The sequence below is a fragment of the Blautia sp. Marseille-P2398 genome, assembly GCF_964240315.1.
Taxonomy (GTDB): domain Bacteria; phylum Bacillota; class Clostridia; order Lachnospirales; family Lachnospiraceae; genus Blautia_A; species Blautia_A wexlerae.
Window position 1 is genome coordinate 203,518 of record NZ_CAXSTD010000002.1, and the last position, 15,311, is coordinate 218,828.

Sequence of the window (15,311 nt, forward strand, 5' to 3'; positions counted from 1 at the left end):
ACTAACAGTCACTAAGTAATCCTAATTCTTCCAGTTTACATACTACCTCTGACAGACTGTTTCTCCCAATCCTTATACCAAGTCCCTCTTTATCCTCCGCCAATATGCTTATCAATTCACCTAGTGTATGTATTCCATTGCGATTAAGTATATTCCATGTCCTTATCGTCAACTGTAAAACTGATACATCGGTTTGAAGAATATCACTGCCGGATTTTTCTATTTCTTCCCGTTTTAATGCCGCAAGCTGCATTCTCCTCTCAGATAACATTTGGGTGTATGTCTCATATCCCCATATTATGTAGCAATATCTAACCGGATGTCTCAGCTTTCTCAGTCCTTTTGCAACAAGCTGTAGGACACGTTCACTCGTTATGGAAAAACGTTCCCCAATTTCTTTATAAGTCATTTTGTCTTCATAACGGCACAATAAAATTATACTGTCCCTGCGCTTCATCTGTGATATGGCATACAGCAATCCATTTACCTGGTCATCTGTTAGTCGGGAATAATCTATTTTCTTCTCGCTTACTTTGTTAATTCCGATCTCTTCCAAAATATTTTCCGGAAATGTACTGTCTTTAATATTTCTCATGCATTGTTCTCCATATAAATCTATTACTTTCTCAATAAGCTGCTCCGGTAATCTGTATCCAGAACGATTTTATGGAAATCCTGCATTGCTTTCTCTTTCATTAGCTTCTCACCAAGTTTTACAAGGGAATCTTTTTTCCATTTTGAATTAATTTCTTTTTGACTGAAATACCTTGCATAAGAGAAACCATCCGCTATCGCTTCCGAATCTTCAAACACACCAACAATCGCATCTGCTAACTGCACAATTACTGAATCTTTATAAATATTCTTCAGTTCTGCTGCATCAGCGTCATCGTAGTGCTCTGAATCAAATGATAAAGAAAAATCATATTTGTTTATTTCTTCTTCCGCTTCGTAGCTAATGCTTCCGAAAATATTTCCTTTACAAGACGGAAGATCTATTGCTTCACAAAGCTCTAATTCATATTCAATGCCATTAAAAGATGTCGTTGTCTCAAACATTTGCGATATATATGCGCCCTTATCTTCATAGGCATCCTGCTGTACAAAGCCAATAGGATTATAATACAGATTTTCCCATATCTGTTTACCTTCCAGGGTGCGTTTGAGCAATGCATCTAAAAGTAGTTCCATAGTTTCCTGATCTATTTCTTTGTACATATTCATGCCAGTTCTCCTTTGCTGTTATTTCCTTCATCCGATATTATAACATTGTTGTATGTAAAATGAAATTCTTCTTTACATATTTACACACAATCATCACCTAATTACAATAAACAAAGTCTTGCAACATTGACTTTTCCGTTATCAATATTACAAGACTGTTTAATAATTTCCAAAAAGTGTATTATTCAAATACAGGCATAGATATTAAAACTTTAATAAATTCCTCTTGTGACAAATTTTCACTTATAATGCGATATCCTACATTATCAATAATAAATTCCGCAATATATTGATTTATATATCCTGCTGGTTTTGAATCCCCATCATAATATGGTGCTTTGTATACTCCTACAGTTAGTTCATTTTTTTTCACTTTAGAAACTTCTACTTTATCAAATGAATATAATACATCTGCTACCGGCAGTTCATCTTTTGACACTTCAATCAGCAATTTACGTCTTAAAGGATTATATTCATCAGTAAAAGAATCACTATAGAACACTCCAAAGTTATCATAAATAATTATATCATTATCATACGCTACAGTCCACCACATTGTATTATTTAGATATTCTGACATAAAAGTACCAGTATAGGATTCCTGACAAGTCTTAAGATCCTTTGGAATATATGACGGAACAAAAGTATTTCCGAGATATGCAGTAACCTGTTCTGTATTCCATTTTTCTAAATGTGCTATATTCGGGTCATAATAAGCTATGTCACTTTCTAATGCCAAGCAAGAGTTGAAAAATATATGCCCATCGGTTAATTCAACTTCCTGAACATATTCTTCCAAGTCAGTCACAATATTTATATTATTTTCTCTTTTTAAATTCTTATCTTTATCTGAATAAGTAATAGAATCAGTTAATAATTTCTCCAATTTATCATACTCCATATCAGCAATTATAGAATAGTAAATTCCCATATCTGTTTGAATAAACTCTACTTTATTTAATCCATTTTCTATACCTGTCCGTATTCCGTTTTTTTGAAAATTGTTGTATAGTGCAAGAACTGGCGAAACTATTAATTTAAATGTTATAGGTGAGTCAGCACCTAATGTCATGTAAAGACCTCTAACATCCTTTTCCGGAATATGTATCCCCTTACACTCTATATTATCATAATTATTAATAATAGAATTTGACAAATAAAAATAATCGCCAAATCTTTCTTGGACTTCATCAAATGAAAACATTTCTAATTCATATTTTTTTCCTTTAAAGTTTAATTTATTAGCAGTAATATCAAACTCCTGCTTTTTTAATAAATCATTGCCACTATAGTTATTATATGATATGCTACTTTCATTTGCTATTCTGTACTTCCAAACTTTGAAATATAACTCCTGTAATCTATCCAAACAAGAATCATAATAGTTTTGTACTACTTCATCTGAAAAAATTTCTTTATCCATATCATTTTCTTCAAAATCAGCAGCAGTATACTGTGAAACATAATCGCTAGCTCTTACTTGAAGTAGTTCTTCTCTAATAGAATAGTTCTCTAAAAACAATTCATCTATTTTATCATTTATCGCATTATAAACCAATTTATAATATAATGCTTGTTTTAGTTTCTCTTCCGTTCCATATTGTTTAATTGCTTTTTGGTGAAAAACGGGCTCTTCTAATTCAACTAATTCATCATATCTTTCTTCTACTTCTTTTTGATTTACAGAAACAGAGAGATTATCTGCCTGCTGAATTGTTGCCAATTCTAATACCATTCCTTCTACAATCTCTGTTTTAGTAAGTCCATTTTCTTTATACTTAGGCAGAATTTCTTCTGAATGATCTCCTTGATTTTTCTTTTGATTATGCCATATATTTTGAAAAATTTCCATAGGGATATTACTTAATAATTAATGCGATTCTGTACTAGGTATTCCGCATTTCGAACAGTCTTTTCAGACTCTTTCTTCCATCTTGCCTGTACATATTCTTCTACACGTGATACCAACTCTTTTGCTGTCTGGATCTGTTCCTCAGCCTCTTCTCTTGTCGCTATATAGAAATCATCATAATCACTGGCATGACGGATTTCTTCTGATTCAACAATTTTCTTTCCAAGCTTTCTCGGAAAAATCTCCGGTTTTACATAATTCTTATTGAAATTCGCCAGAGCATCTTTATGTCTTTTATACGCATTGCCATCCAGCGCATGCACAGCTGATATTGCATGGTAAATCCCATAATATGCCCGGTTATTTGCTCCACGGAATTCTTTAGCTGCCAAAAGGATTTCAGCTGCTTTGATGTCACTTTTAGAGGTTTCAATACGATACAATACCAAATCTTTCTGCGTTCCCTTTTCATTAGGCTGCATCAAACAGTTTCACCCCTTCTTTCTTTACATTCGCATAAAATGGGTATACATCAACCCAGTTCTGGAAATGCTGTTGGCTTTTTGCTATCGGTTTAATATCAAGGTCATGATCCATATTGAAATCAAAAGTTTCTCCTGACAATTCATGGCGATACTGTTTAATATCTATGTCTGACAAGTCCAGGAGAATCATTATATCTATATCAGAATCTGCCTTATAATCTCCCCTTGCATAGGATCCATATAAAATTACTGTCTTTAAATGACTTCCATATATCTTCCGTAATATTTCGGTATACTGATCCAACAATATTTTTATTGTTACCGGCATAATGTTTTCTCCTTTCCTGCTTCGATACTTTTTTCTTTATTATAACCGAACCACCATATCTTTTCTACTGCTTTCTCACACTGTAAATCCATATTTTTCCCGCATTTGTCACAAGATTGTCACAGACTCCTGCCGATATGCCCGGAAAAGCGCGTATTTACGACATTCTTTCAAAATTAATATCAAGCATCTTCTCTTGACAAAGTTAATTTATAGCAATTCCATAAATTACCGCTAAATATCCAGCGAAACAAACTGTTTTTCTGCGCGTCCCTTTGAGACCTCTAATATAAGTTACAAAAAAGCCCTGATATCCATATACTGAACACCAGGGCTCCCATTTCATTTATTTACATGGCAGATGCTGCTCTGAGACAATCACAGACTTGGACGGATCACCTTTGGTCTGCATCCTGCATCTTCGAGAGCTTTAACAATCTCATTCTTATGATCTGTGCCAAAAGCCTCCAATGTAATCTTAAGTTCCACTGCCGCATTTCTGTTCGTGCTTACAAACTGGTTATGATCCAGCTTGATAACATTGCCCTGAGCCCTGGCGATCACGCTTGCCACGCGTACCAGTTCGCCCGGCTTATCCGGAATGAGCACAGATACTGTGAAGATTCTGTCTCTCTGGATCAGACCATGCTGAACAACAGAAGACATGGTAATAACATCCATATTTCCACCGCTTAAGATAGAAACAATCTTCTTTCCCTTCACATCCAGATGACGAAGCGCTGCCACTGTCAGAAGACCGGAATTCTCTACGATCATCTTATGGTTCTCAACCATATCAAGGAAAGCAACGATCAGTTCATCATCCTCGATAGTGATGATATCGTCCAGATTCTTCTGGATATACGGGAAGATTTTCTTTCCGGGTGTCTGTACTGCAGTACCGTCAGCAATCGTATTTACGTGCGGAAGAGTCACAACCTCACCCTTCTTCAGAGAAGCTTTCATGCAGGCAGCCCCTGCCGGTTCCACACCGATGACTTTGATATGTGGATTTAACAGCTTCGCAAGTGTGGAAACACCTGTTGCAAGTCCGCCTCCACCGATCGGAACCAGAATATAATCAACAAGCGGAAGCTCCTGAATGATCTCCATTGCAATGGTACCCTGTCCTGTGGCAACTGCCGGATCATCGAAAGGATGGATAAAGGTATATCCCTCTTTCTCAGCAAGTTCCAGTGCATGTGCACATGCCTCATCATATACATCACCATGCAGGATAACCTCTGCACCGTAACTCTTTGTTCTCTCAACCTTGATCAGCGGAGTTGTGGTAGGCATAACGATCACTGCCTTCACTCCATATTTATGTGCAGCATAGGCAACGCCCTGTGCATGATTTCCGGCAGATGCTGTAATCAGACCTTTGTTTCTCTCTTCATCGGAAAGAGTGCTGATCTTATAATAAGCACCACGAACCTTATATGCACCTGTGCGCTGCATATTCTCCGGTTTTAAATAAACCTTGTTTCCTGTAAGTTCACTGAAATAGCTGCTCTTGACCAGCTTTGTTTCCTGTGTGACCTGTTTTACGATCTCTGATGCCTGTTCAAAACTCTCTAAAGTAAGCATTGTTTTTCCTCCATTTTGTCCTGAATGTACTCCCGGAATCTTTTTTTACCTGATTTGACTCCTAAAGTACATCATAATCTTAAGCGTCCGGGTTTTCTTTATGGTCTACATCAAACAACGCATTTACAAAAGCATCTGCATCGAATTTCTGAAGATCGTCAATACTCTCTCCTACGCCAATGTACTTCACCGGTATATCCAGTTCAGACTGGATTGCAACTGCGATACCACCTTTGGCAGTTCCGTCCAGCTTGGTAAGGATAATACCGCTGACATTTGCGACCTCCGCAAATTGTTTCGCCTGTGCAAGGGCGTTCTGTCCGGTAGTACCATCCAGCACTACCAGTGTCTCCAGATATGCATCCGGATACTCCCTCTCCAGGATCCTGTAAATCTTGCGGAGTTCTTCCATAAGGTTCTTTTTATTATGAAGACGTCCTGCCGTATCGCAGAGAAGTACGTCTGCATTTCTTGCTTTGGCTGCTGCCACCGCATCATAGATAACAGATGCAGGATCTGCTCCCGCCTGTCCACCGATGATCTCTACACCTGCCCGGTTCGCCCATTCAGTAAGCTGCTCTCCTGCTGCTGCGCGGAAAGTATCTGCTGCTGCAAGGATAACCTTCTTGCCCTGGTCTTTTAATTTTCCTGCAAGTTTTCCTACTGAGGTGGTTTTTCCGACACCATTGACACCGATCACCAAGACTACGGATTTGCGGTTCTCAAATTCATACTCTGTGCTGTCCACACGCATCTGATCCTTGATCTCATTGATCAGAAGCTGTTTACATTCCATCGGTTCCTTAACATGACGTTCGGAAACCTCTTTCTTTAAATTCTCAATAATAGAAGTGGTCGCATTGATCCCGATATCACCCATGATCAGAATCTCTTCCAGCTCTTCATAAAAATCTTCATCAATGCTGGAAAAGCCACTGAAAATACTGTCAAATCCGGCTACGATATTGTCTCTGGTCTTTGCCAGTCCACTGACTAATCGTTTAAAAAAACCTTTTTTTTCTTCTGCCATGTGAAACTCCTCCTGTTACTGGGTAAGCTGGTTCTCCACCAGATCGACGGAAACCAGTGTTGATACCCCTTTTTCCTGCATGGTAATACCATAAAGCCGGTCTGCGGCGTTCATAGTTCCACGTCTATGTGTTATTATAATAAATTGTGTGTTTTTCGTCAACTTCTGTAAATATCCGGCGAATCGTCCAACATTGGAATCGTCCAGTGCTGCCTCGATCTCATCCAGCAGACAGAACGGTGACGGCTTCAGATTCTGGATCGCGAAAAGAAGTGCAATAGCTGTCAGAGCTTTTTCCCCGCCGGAAAGCTGCATCATATTCTGCAGTTTCTTTCCCGGCGGCTGGGAAATGATCTTAATTCCTGCCTCCAGGATATCTGCCTCTTCATCCAGCTCCAGAGTTCCTTTTCCGCCTCCGAACAATTCCTTGAATGCCTTGTCAAATTCATTCCGGATCTCGCCGAATTTCTCAGAAAACTGTTTCCGCATTCCCTCATCCAGCTCCTGAATGATCTGTTCCAGAGTTTTCTCCGCTGTGACCAGATCCTCATACTGGCCGGACAGAAAGGTGTGTCTTTCCAGAAGTTCCTTATAATCCTCAATAGCATTTACATTTACAGGTCCCAGCTTTCTGATATCATCTTTAATCTGAGCTGCCTGTCGCTTCATCTGCGAAAGATCAGTAAGTTCCTCTTTTCTGTAGGAAACGGCATTATTGGGAGTGATCTCATACTCGGACCACATATAGGCAATCCGCTCTTCCCTGTTCTCCTCCAGCTTGTCCATCTGTCCCTGCAGACGGTAACATTCCTTATCCAGAAGTCCGATCTGACCGGACAGATAATCTCTTTTCTCAAAAAAATCTTTATGCTGAGAAGTTCTGCTCTCTTTCTCCTTCTGCAGATTTTTCAGCTGCATCTGTGCCTGTTCTTCATGAAGGACAGACTCTTTTGACTCTTTTTTCAGTTGAGTGATCATCTCCTGCTTCTTTTCCATCTCTTCACTGCTGTGAGCAAGAGACTGATAAATATCCTCTTTCTCAGTCATAAAAGCTGTGATTTCTGATTTCAGACGGCTCAGGTTTTCCTGGTCAAATTTCTCCTTCTGTTCAAGAGCGGATGACTGAAGACGGATTTCTTCTAACTCCCGGGTGATTTTCTTCTCTTCTTCTTTCCATTCATCCAGTTCTGACTGCTTTGCCTCAATAAAACTCTCCAGTTCTTTCTCATCCTGCTTTGAGCTCTCCAGTTCCCTGGCAATCCGTTCATGATCCTGCCGGATTTCCATGACCTGGCGTTTGATCTCTGCCTGATCTCTGTTGATCTGCGCATATCCGCTTCGGATCTCCTCAGCTTTCTTTTCCTGCTGTTTGATATTCATTCTGGCAGTATTCTGTTCTATATATTTCTGACGGAGTTTTTCCTGAAATCCTGCAATGGCATCACGAAGCCTGTTTCTCTGATTTTTATTTTCCTCAACAGCGTTCTGCATTTCGGTCAGATTCTGCTTCAGCTGGTTTACTTTTGTTTCCAGTTCCTCTATCTCACGCCGTCTTCCAAGCAGATTGCTGTTGTTTCTGAAGGCACCGCCGGTCATGGAACCTCCCGGGCTTAAGGATTCACCTTCTGTTGTGACCATTCTCAGACTGTGTCTGTATTTTTTTCCTATTGCAATGGCATGATCAATGTTATCAACTACCAGCACTCTTCCAAGAAGGAATTTCGTGATCTGCTGATACTGAGAAGCTACGGACACCAGTTCGCTGGCAATCCCCACAACGCCCGGCTCTTTCAGTGCTTCTTTCGGTGTAAACTCACCTCTGGGACTTATGCTGCTCATGGGAAGAAAGGTTGCACGTCCATAACGATTCTTTTTCAGAAATTCGATCATGGTTTTGGCGGTCTGCTCATTATCTGTAACAATATTCTGAATGCTCCCACCAAGAGCTGTCTCGATAGCGATCTCATAATCTTTGTTTACCTGGATCAGATCTGCGACAACACCCTGGATTCCCGGAACACGTTCTTTTTGTTCCATAACTCTCCGGATACTGTTTCCGTATCCATCATAACGCTCCGCGATATTTCTGAGAGAATCCAGCCGGGATGCCTCTCTGTGATAGGCTGTCTGTTCTGCTTCCAGCTTTGTGTTCTGTTCCTTCAGCTTTTCCTGAATCTTCATCACACTCAGATTCAGATGTTCACATTCCTCATTGGCATTTTCAATCTGGGATGTAATCTCATCATACTGTTTCCGGGCTGTAGTCAGAATGGTCTGCTGCTCTTCCTCTTCACTCTTCAGTCTGAGAATACGCTGGCTGATCTCTGCCTTACGGATTTCTGCCTGTTCCATCATTGCATCAAATCTCTGGGCTTTACCCTTGACATTGGCGCGGCTGTTCAGAATTTCAATGATCTCATTTTTGCCATTCTCCACTTCGAGAGTACAGGCTTCCATATTCTCCTGCGCTGTCCTTAATTTCTCTTCTTCCTCAGAAAGTTTCTTACGGACAGCCTTTAACTGTGCATAAATATCCGTTTTTTCTTCTTCAAGTTTCTTCTTTGAATCTGTTCTTACTGAAAGTTCAGCCTCAATAGTCTGGATACGTCCCTTATAATGCTCTTCATTCTGTGCCCCTGCCAGTATCTGCTCATTTAATACATTGATCTGGCCTTCCAGCTGTTGTTTACGGATTGCCTGCTCCTGACCGGAAATGCGAAGTGCATCCATTTTGGAATTTAAATCTTCCAGCTCCTGTTCCAGACGTTCATATTCCACCTTGGTCCGGTCATAGGAACTCTGGGTATCCTTCAGCTGATTCTGCGCAATTATGTTCTTCTCTTCCAGTTCCTTGAGTTCTTTGGCTGCAGCAGCATACTCCATCAGGAACATATTCACATCCAGTTCCTTAAGAGTCTCTCTTTTGGAAAGATAAACTCTTGCTGTCTCTGACTGTTTCTCCAGTGGTTCCAGCTGTCTGGTAAGCTCCGAGAGGATATCTGTCACTCTGACCAGGTTCTGGCGTTCTTCCTCCAGTTTTTTGATCGTGGTATTCTTTCTTCTCTTAAATTTAACAATACCTGCTGCCTCATCAAAAAGCTCTCTTCTCTCTTCCGGTTTACCGCTTAGGATCCTGTCGATCTGTCCCTGTCCGATAATGGAATATCCTTCTTTACCGATACCTGTATCATAAAACATCTCATTGATATCTTTCAGTCTGCAGGCACTTCCGTTGATCTTATATTCACTCTCTCCTGAACGGTAAAGCCTTCTGGTAACCGTAACCTCGTTAAAATCAACCGGAAGCTTATGGTCTGAATTATCCAGTGTGATCGCCACCGATGCATAACCCAGGGGTTTTCTTGTCTCTGTACCGGAGAAAATAACATCCTGCATATTTCCTCCTCGCAGAGATCTGGCACTCTGTTCACCCAGCACCCATCTCACCGCATCACCGACATTGCTCTTTCCACTTCCGTTCGGACCTACAATACCGGTGATCCCGTTATGAAATTCAAAATTGATCTTCTGGGCGAAAGACTTAAATCCCTGTACCTCTATATTCTTTAAATACATAATTCTCCTGTTTATTTTCTGAGTACACGAATCGCCTGGTATGCTGCGGCCTGTTCTGCTGCTTTCTTTGTATGACCGCTTCCCTGTCCCATCACTTTTCCGTTTACTCTTGCCTCCACAGTAAAGTTTTTGTTATGATCCGGGCCTTCTTCTTTTGTCAGAATATATTCCACCGGCTGTGTTCCGTTTTCCTGCACGATTTCCTGCAGGATGGTCTTGCTATCATAAAAGAGCTGTTTATGTTCAATATCATTCAGGATAAAATTCAGCACAAACTCCTTTGCATTAGCAAAACCACCATCCAGATAGATAGCTCCCAGTAAAGCCTCTGTTGCATCAGAGACGATAGAATCCCTGTTTCTTCCGCCTGTCATATCCTCGCCCTTTCCAAGCAACAGAAACTGTGGCAGTCCGAATTCTCTTGCACAATAGGCAAGGCTTGGCTCACACACCAGGCTGGCTCTCTTCTTTGTCAGCTCTCCCTCCGGTATCTGGGTAAATCTTGCATACAGATAATCACTGCTGATCAGCTCCAGCACAGCATCTCCCAGAAACTCCAGTCTCTCATTGCTGCCCAGCTTCCCCAGCTTCTTCTCATTTGCATAGGAACTGTGAGTCAGTGCCTGTGTAAGATAATGTTTATTTTTAAAATGATATCCTATGATTTCTTCTAATTCTTCTGTCTTTCTATTCATTCCTCTAACCCTCTCCACATGCACAGGGCTGTCATCTGACAACCCTGCGGCATCATTTTTTGCAACTGCTCAGTGCGCCTGTATTATGCTCCTGTCAAATTTCAGACTGCCGGACAGTTACATTTTTATTTAATTGTCCGAATTGCTTCAACAGCATCACCGACTGTCTGAATCTGTTCGACAGATTCATTATCCAGCTCAATGTCATACTCCTCTTCAATCCCCATAATAATCTGAAAAATATCAAGAGAGTCTGCACCAAGATCATCTACAAATGTAGTGTCTTCTGTGATCGAATCTGCATCAATATTCAGAACCTCTGCTATGATAGCTTTTATTTTCTCCAGTTCCATCTTCAACCCTCCTTCCTGTTTCTGTTCCTGTCCTGCTCTATTCTGCTCCGGACTTCAGTACTTCCTGATCCTCCAGGATACGCTCTGCGATCTTCTCGTTGATCTTCTCCTGTTTAAACTGTACACACTGGAAAATACCATGTTTGATCTCAATGGCTTTGGCACTTCCATGCGTCTTTACCACAAGTCCTTTAAGCCCCAGAAGCGGTGCTCCGCCATATTCCGTTGCATCAAAGGATTTCAGAGTTTCTTTCAGTGCAGGCTTTACCAGAAGTGCACCAATCTTACTTCTTGTGCTGGTCATCATTCCTTCTTTGATCTTCTGGACCAGGGCAGAACCAACTCCCTCATATAATTTAAGGATCACATTTCCCACAAATGCTTCGCATACGACCACATCCGCATATCCTGCCGGGATATCTCTGGCTTCTATACTTCCGATGAAATTAATGCTTTTGCATTCTTTCAGAAGGGGGAAAGTTTCTTTTACAAGTGCATTTCCCTTCTCCTCTTCCGCCCCGTTATTTACAATGGCAACTTTTGGATTTTTAATACCAACTACGTTCTCCATATAAATAGAGCCCATCTTCGCAAACTGCACCAGATGCGATGGACGTGCATCCACATTGGCACCACAGTCGATCAGAAGGGAAACACCCTTCGTGGTAGGGATCAACGGTGCAAGAGGCGGCCTCTCCACACCTTTACTTCTGCCTACCAGTACCTGTCCGCCAACAAGAACAGCTCCTGTACTTCCTGATGAAACAAAGGCATCTGCCTCCTGTTTCTTAACCATATTCAAACCTACTACGATTGATGAATCTTTTTTCTTACGGATTGCAAAAACAGGGGGTTCTGCTGTCTCGATCACCTGGGATGCATTGACAACCTGGATCTGGTTCTTCGGATATCCGGAATATTTCGCCAGTTCCTTATCTATCACTTCCTGTTTTCCTGTAAGAATTACTTTTATGTCCTGTCTCTCTGTTACAGCTTCCACTGCAGCTCTGACAGGTTCTGCCGGGGCATTATCCCCGCCCATTGCGTCCACTACAACTCTGACCTGTTCTGTCATATTTTTATATCTCCTGTTCACTTACTGTTCACTTACAGATGTCAGAATCAAAAGATATTTTCTGTTACTGACCCGGCATCCGCAAATTGCCCCGCTGCAAAGCAGCTCCTGCAATCTTCCATAATCTGTATCATACTAAAGAACCCTCTGCAAAGTCAATAGCATCTGAAAAAAATCACTTTTCACTTTTTTGTGCTTCGATTCGCTCCGCCAGATCATTCAGATAAACCCACCTGTCCATCTTCTCATCCAGATCTGCCTGTGCCTTCTCCTTCTGCTCCATGATCTCACGAAGCTTCACAGAATTGGTGGCATTGGCCTCCATATCCTTATCCAGCTTCTCCAGCAGTTCCTCCAGCGCTGCAATATCATCATCGATGGTTTCAAATTCCCTCTGCTCTTTATAGGTAAATTTCAGCTTCTGGGGACGATTCTGCTTCCAGTCTGCCTGAGCCGACTTCTTCTTTTCCGCACCAACTGCAGTGCTCTGTCCTTCAGATACTGCCCCGCCTTTTCTCGCCAGCGCCTCTGTATAATCCGTATATCCGCCCTCATACTGGGTCAGATGTCCATTCCCCTCAAAAGCAAAAATCCTGTCCACAATATTATCCAGAAAATACCTGTCATGAGACACTGCGATCACAATCCCTGCAAAAGAATCCAGATAATCCTCCAGAATGGTCAGTGTAGGAATATCCAGATCATTACTTGGCTCATCCAGAAGAAGCACATTCGGCGCCTCCATCAGAACCTTCAGCAGATACAGACGCCTCTTCTCACCACCTGACAATTTGGCAATGGGTGCATACTGCATGGCAGAATCAAAAAGAAACCTCTCCAGCATCATTGTTGCGGAAATCTTCCCGTCTCTGGTCGGAATATACTCTGCCACGTCGCGGATATAATCGATCACACGCTGATTGGTATCCATATCCGGCACTTCCTGTGCAAAATACCCTATGCGAATGGTTTCTCCAATTTCCACTTCTCCTGCATCCGGCTGTATCATCCCATCAATAATCTTGATCAAAGTTGACTTTCCGCATCCATTGGGGCCGATAATTCCCAGACGCTGATTGCGCAGCACAATATAATTAAAATCATCCAGGATCTTCTTCTCACCAAAACTCTTGCTGATATGGTGAAGTTCGATCGTCTTCTTTCCCATACGTGTCTCAACAGAATCCAGCTCCACATTCGCATCCCGCACCGGAGCTTTTCCGTTCTTCAGTGCCTCCAGGCGTTCCAGACGTGCCCGCTGCTTGGTACTTCTGGCTCTGCATCCACGCTTTGCCCACTCCAGTTCCATGCGGAGTACGCTCTGTCTCTTCCTCTCACTGGCAAGCTCCATCTCCTCACGCTCTGCCTTCAGTTCCAGAAACTTCGAGTAATTAGCCTCATAAGCATAAAGGCCGCCATGGGAAATCTCCAGAATCTTATTAGTAACCCTGTCGAGGAAATATCTGTCATGAGTAACCATAATCACAACGCCCTTAAAACTTCTCAGGAAGTCCTCCAGCCAGGTCACCATTTCATTATCCAGATGGTTGGTAGGCTCGTCCAGAAGCAGCACATCACAGGGATTCACCAGAGTCCTTGCCAGTGCCACCCTTTTCTTCTGTCCCCCGGATAAATGATCGATCTTCTCCCCATGGTCTGTAATTCCCAGCTTATTCAGAACATTCCTTGCCTCGCTCTCAGTACTCCAGTCCTTCTGCCACTTTCCTTCTGCCACATAATCCAGGACAGAAGCTCCCTGCGGAAACTCCGGCATCTGTGGAAGATACGTGATTCTCAGGCCATTTTGAGTGATCACCTGCCCCTCATCCGGCTCCTCCAGACCGCCGATGATCTTCAGAATTGTAGACTTCCCGGTCCCATTAATCCCGATGATCCCAATCTTATCTCCCTGATGCACCCCGTAGGAAACATCATCCAGCACCACCTTCTCACCAAACACCTTGGAAACATGCTCTATATTCAGAATATTCATAAATTCAAACCTCTCTCGTAATTTTCGCTTCCTGTCTGTTTCTGCTCATCTGTAACACTTCCACAAAAACTATAGAATTCGTTCCTCATTATACCATCTTCCCAGCCATTCTAAAACCCCCGGCACAGAAAAAACACTCCCCTCCGAATAAATCTATCCGAAGAGGAGTATCCTCAAAATCACATATTTTTGTCCCTGAAAAGGAATTGCTTAGTTCATCTCAGTTCCATTCTCAACTGCATACTTCAGTCCCTGAACTGCAACCGCCAGTGTAGCTTCCTGTACAGTAGCGCTTCCAAGATCACCCATATCCAGTGTCAGTGTATCATCATCATTCACTGCCACGCCAAAAGTAAGTGCCATCTCAGAAACTTCATCAGTAATCGTCACAGTACCTTTCTCTTCATCAAAAGTACCTTCACCAACAAAGCTTACATAGTTATCATCCTGATCGATCACAAGTACTGAGCAGAAAGTTCCATCATCATTAGCTGCATAAATAAAGTTCTCACCTGCTTCTGTCTCGCCGGAATAACACTCTGTCAGGATATCACCCATATCCTGATAGGTCTGATTATAATCTGCCTCATCTCCGTCTGCCTGATAAGGCTCCAGAGTTGCAGTCAGATCCAGACTGTCCGGATCATAAAGTTCCAGAAGATTCTCTTCCTCATTTGCCTGCACCAGATAAGTTACCGTATTTTCATCATCATACGTGCCGTCGTCATTTGCGAACTGCATTACCAGAGCTGTATATTCTCCGTCTGAACTCAGGGCATATACACCAAGAACATCCTGCTCTTCATCCTTCCACTGACCAAAAAACGAATTATCTTTGTAGAATCCGTAGATATCTCCTGCGCTGTCCTTCCAGAGTCCTAACATTGCCTCTGATACATCTGCGACATCTCCGTCATCTGCTGCTTCTTCTGTAGTCTCCTCTGCAGCCCATACCGGAACAACCATAGAGCTTACCATTGCAGCAGCACAAAGACCTGCCATTATTTTTTTCCAGTTTTTCATATTTTTTACCATCCCTTTCTTAAAATGTGTGTACATTTTTCTAAACTGAATTTCTATGTTCTTACTATAAAAAATTTCAGTCTTATT

The 15,311-nt window shown here is 41.8% G+C and carries 13 protein-coding genes; all 13 read right to left on the bottom strand.

Going from position 1 to position 15,311, the window contains the following annotated elements; translation table 11 throughout:
• Window position 1: 1 nt before the first annotated feature.
• Window positions 2–595: a sigma factor-like helix-turn-helix DNA-binding protein gene (locus ACESZG_RS03625; protein WP_055057355.1), complete on the bottom strand. Its 594-nt coding sequence runs from the start codon at window positions 593–595 to the stop codon at window positions 2–4.
• A gap of 23 nt (window positions 596–618) precedes the next feature.
• Window positions 619–1,224 carry a hypothetical protein gene (locus ACESZG_RS03630; protein WP_055057356.1) on the bottom strand — a complete coding sequence of 202 codons (606 nt, stop codon included), beginning with the start codon at window positions 1,222–1,224 and terminating at the stop codon, window positions 619–621.
• A 181-nt stretch (window positions 1,225–1,405) separates the two neighbouring features.
• A complete protein-coding gene (locus ACESZG_RS03635; RefSeq protein WP_161233302.1) occupies window positions 1,406–3,076 on the bottom strand; it encodes a hypothetical protein in 1,671 nt (556 codons plus the stop codon).
• Window positions 3,077–3,087: 11 nt separating this feature from the next.
• The gene (locus ACESZG_RS03640; RefSeq protein WP_271726781.1) at window positions 3,088–3,561 is read right to left on the bottom strand and encodes a HEPN domain-containing protein; all 474 of its coding nucleotides are present in this window, start codon (window positions 3,559–3,561) and stop codon (window positions 3,088–3,090) included.
• Complete coding sequence (locus tag ACESZG_RS03645) at window positions 3,548–3,889, bottom strand: nucleotidyltransferase domain-containing protein (RefSeq protein WP_025576915.1); 342 nt, start codon at window positions 3,887–3,889, stop codon at window positions 3,548–3,550. The genes ACESZG_RS03640 and ACESZG_RS03645 overlap by 14 nt, the downstream gene beginning before the upstream one ends.
• 378 nt (window positions 3,890–4,267) lie before the next feature.
• Window positions 4,268–5,479 carry a threonine ammonia-lyase gene (ilvA, locus tag ACESZG_RS03650; protein WP_161233299.1) on the bottom strand — a complete coding sequence of 404 codons (1,212 nt, stop codon included), beginning with the start codon at window positions 5,477–5,479 and terminating at the stop codon, window positions 4,268–4,270.
• Between the two features lie 79 nt (window positions 5,480–5,558).
• Window positions 5,559–6,509 carry a signal recognition particle-docking protein FtsY gene (ftsY, locus tag ACESZG_RS03655; RefSeq protein ID WP_173702469.1) on the bottom strand — a complete coding sequence of 317 codons (951 nt, stop codon included), beginning with the start codon at window positions 6,507–6,509 and terminating at the stop codon, window positions 5,559–5,561.
• 15 nt (window positions 6,510–6,524) lie between these two features.
• A complete protein-coding gene (smc, locus tag ACESZG_RS03660) occupies window positions 6,525–10,085 on the bottom strand; it encodes a chromosome segregation protein SMC (RefSeq protein ID WP_227226171.1) in 3,561 nt (1,186 codons plus the stop codon).
• An 11-nt stretch (window positions 10,086–10,096) separates the two neighbouring features.
• Window positions 10,097–10,780 (bottom strand): ribonuclease III, encoded by a 684-nt coding sequence (gene rnc / locus ACESZG_RS03665; RefSeq protein ID WP_008704699.1) that lies wholly within the window; start codon window positions 10,778–10,780, stop codon window positions 10,097–10,099.
• A 125-nt stretch (window positions 10,781–10,905) separates the two neighbouring features.
• Entirely contained in the window at window positions 10,906–11,133 is a 228-nt protein-coding gene (acpP, locus tag ACESZG_RS03670) for an acyl carrier protein (RefSeq protein ID WP_020993747.1), read from the bottom strand.
• Window positions 11,134–11,170: 37 nt separating this feature from the next.
• Window positions 11,171–12,208 (bottom strand): phosphate acyltransferase PlsX, encoded by a 1,038-nt coding sequence (gene plsX, locus ACESZG_RS03675; RefSeq protein WP_373217576.1) that lies wholly within the window; start codon window positions 12,206–12,208, stop codon window positions 11,171–11,173.
• A gap of 175 nt (window positions 12,209–12,383) precedes the next feature.
• Entirely contained in the window at window positions 12,384–14,201 is a 1,818-nt protein-coding gene (locus ACESZG_RS03680) for an ABC-F family ATP-binding cassette domain-containing protein (RefSeq protein WP_373217578.1), read from the bottom strand.
• 210 nt (window positions 14,202–14,411) lie between these two features.
• A complete protein-coding gene (locus ACESZG_RS03685; RefSeq protein ID WP_373217580.1) occupies window positions 14,412–15,224 on the bottom strand; it encodes a hypothetical protein in 813 nt (270 codons plus the stop codon).
• Between the last annotated feature and the right edge of the window lie 87 nt (window positions 15,225–15,311).

Coding starts and splice junctions, on each gene's coding strand:
- ACESZG_RS03645 (WP_025576915.1), bottom strand. CDS start 3,889: ATGCCGGTAACAATAAAAATATTGTTGGATCAGTATACCGAAATATTA.
- rnc (WP_008704699.1), bottom strand. CDS start 10,780: ATGAATAGAAAGACAGAAGAATTAGAAGAAATCATAGGATATCATTTT.
- acpP (WP_020993747.1), bottom strand. CDS start 11,133: ATGGAACTGGAGAAAATAAAAGCTATCATAGCAGAGGTTCTGAATATT.
- ACESZG_RS03635 (WP_161233302.1), bottom strand. CDS start 3,076: ATGGAAATTTTTCAAAATATATGGCATAATCAAAAGAAAAATCAAGGA.
- ftsY (WP_173702469.1), bottom strand. CDS start 6,509: ATGGCAGAAGAAAAAAAAGGTTTTTTTAAACGATTAGTCAGTGGACTG.
- ACESZG_RS03630 (WP_055057356.1), bottom strand. CDS start 1,224: ATGAATATGTACAAAGAAATAGATCAGGAAACTATGGAACTACTTTTA.
- ACESZG_RS03685 (WP_373217580.1), bottom strand. CDS start 15,224: ATGAAAAACTGGAAAAAAATAATGGCAGGTCTTTGTGCTGCTGCAATG.
- plsX (WP_373217576.1), bottom strand. CDS start 12,208: ATGACAGAACAGGTCAGAGTTGTAGTGGACGCAATGGGCGGGGATAAT.
- ACESZG_RS03625 (WP_055057355.1), bottom strand. CDS start 595: ATGAGAAATATTAAAGACAGTACATTTCCGGAAAATATTTTGGAAGAG.
- smc (WP_227226171.1), bottom strand. CDS start 10,085: ATGTATTTAAAGAATATAGAGGTACAGGGATTTAAGTCTTTCGCCCAG.
- ACESZG_RS03680 (WP_373217578.1), bottom strand. CDS start 14,201: ATGAATATTCTGAATATAGAGCATGTTTCCAAGGTGTTTGGTGAGAAG.
- ilvA (WP_161233299.1), bottom strand. CDS start 5,479: ATGCTTACTTTAGAGAGTTTTGAACAGGCATCAGAGATCGTAAAACAG.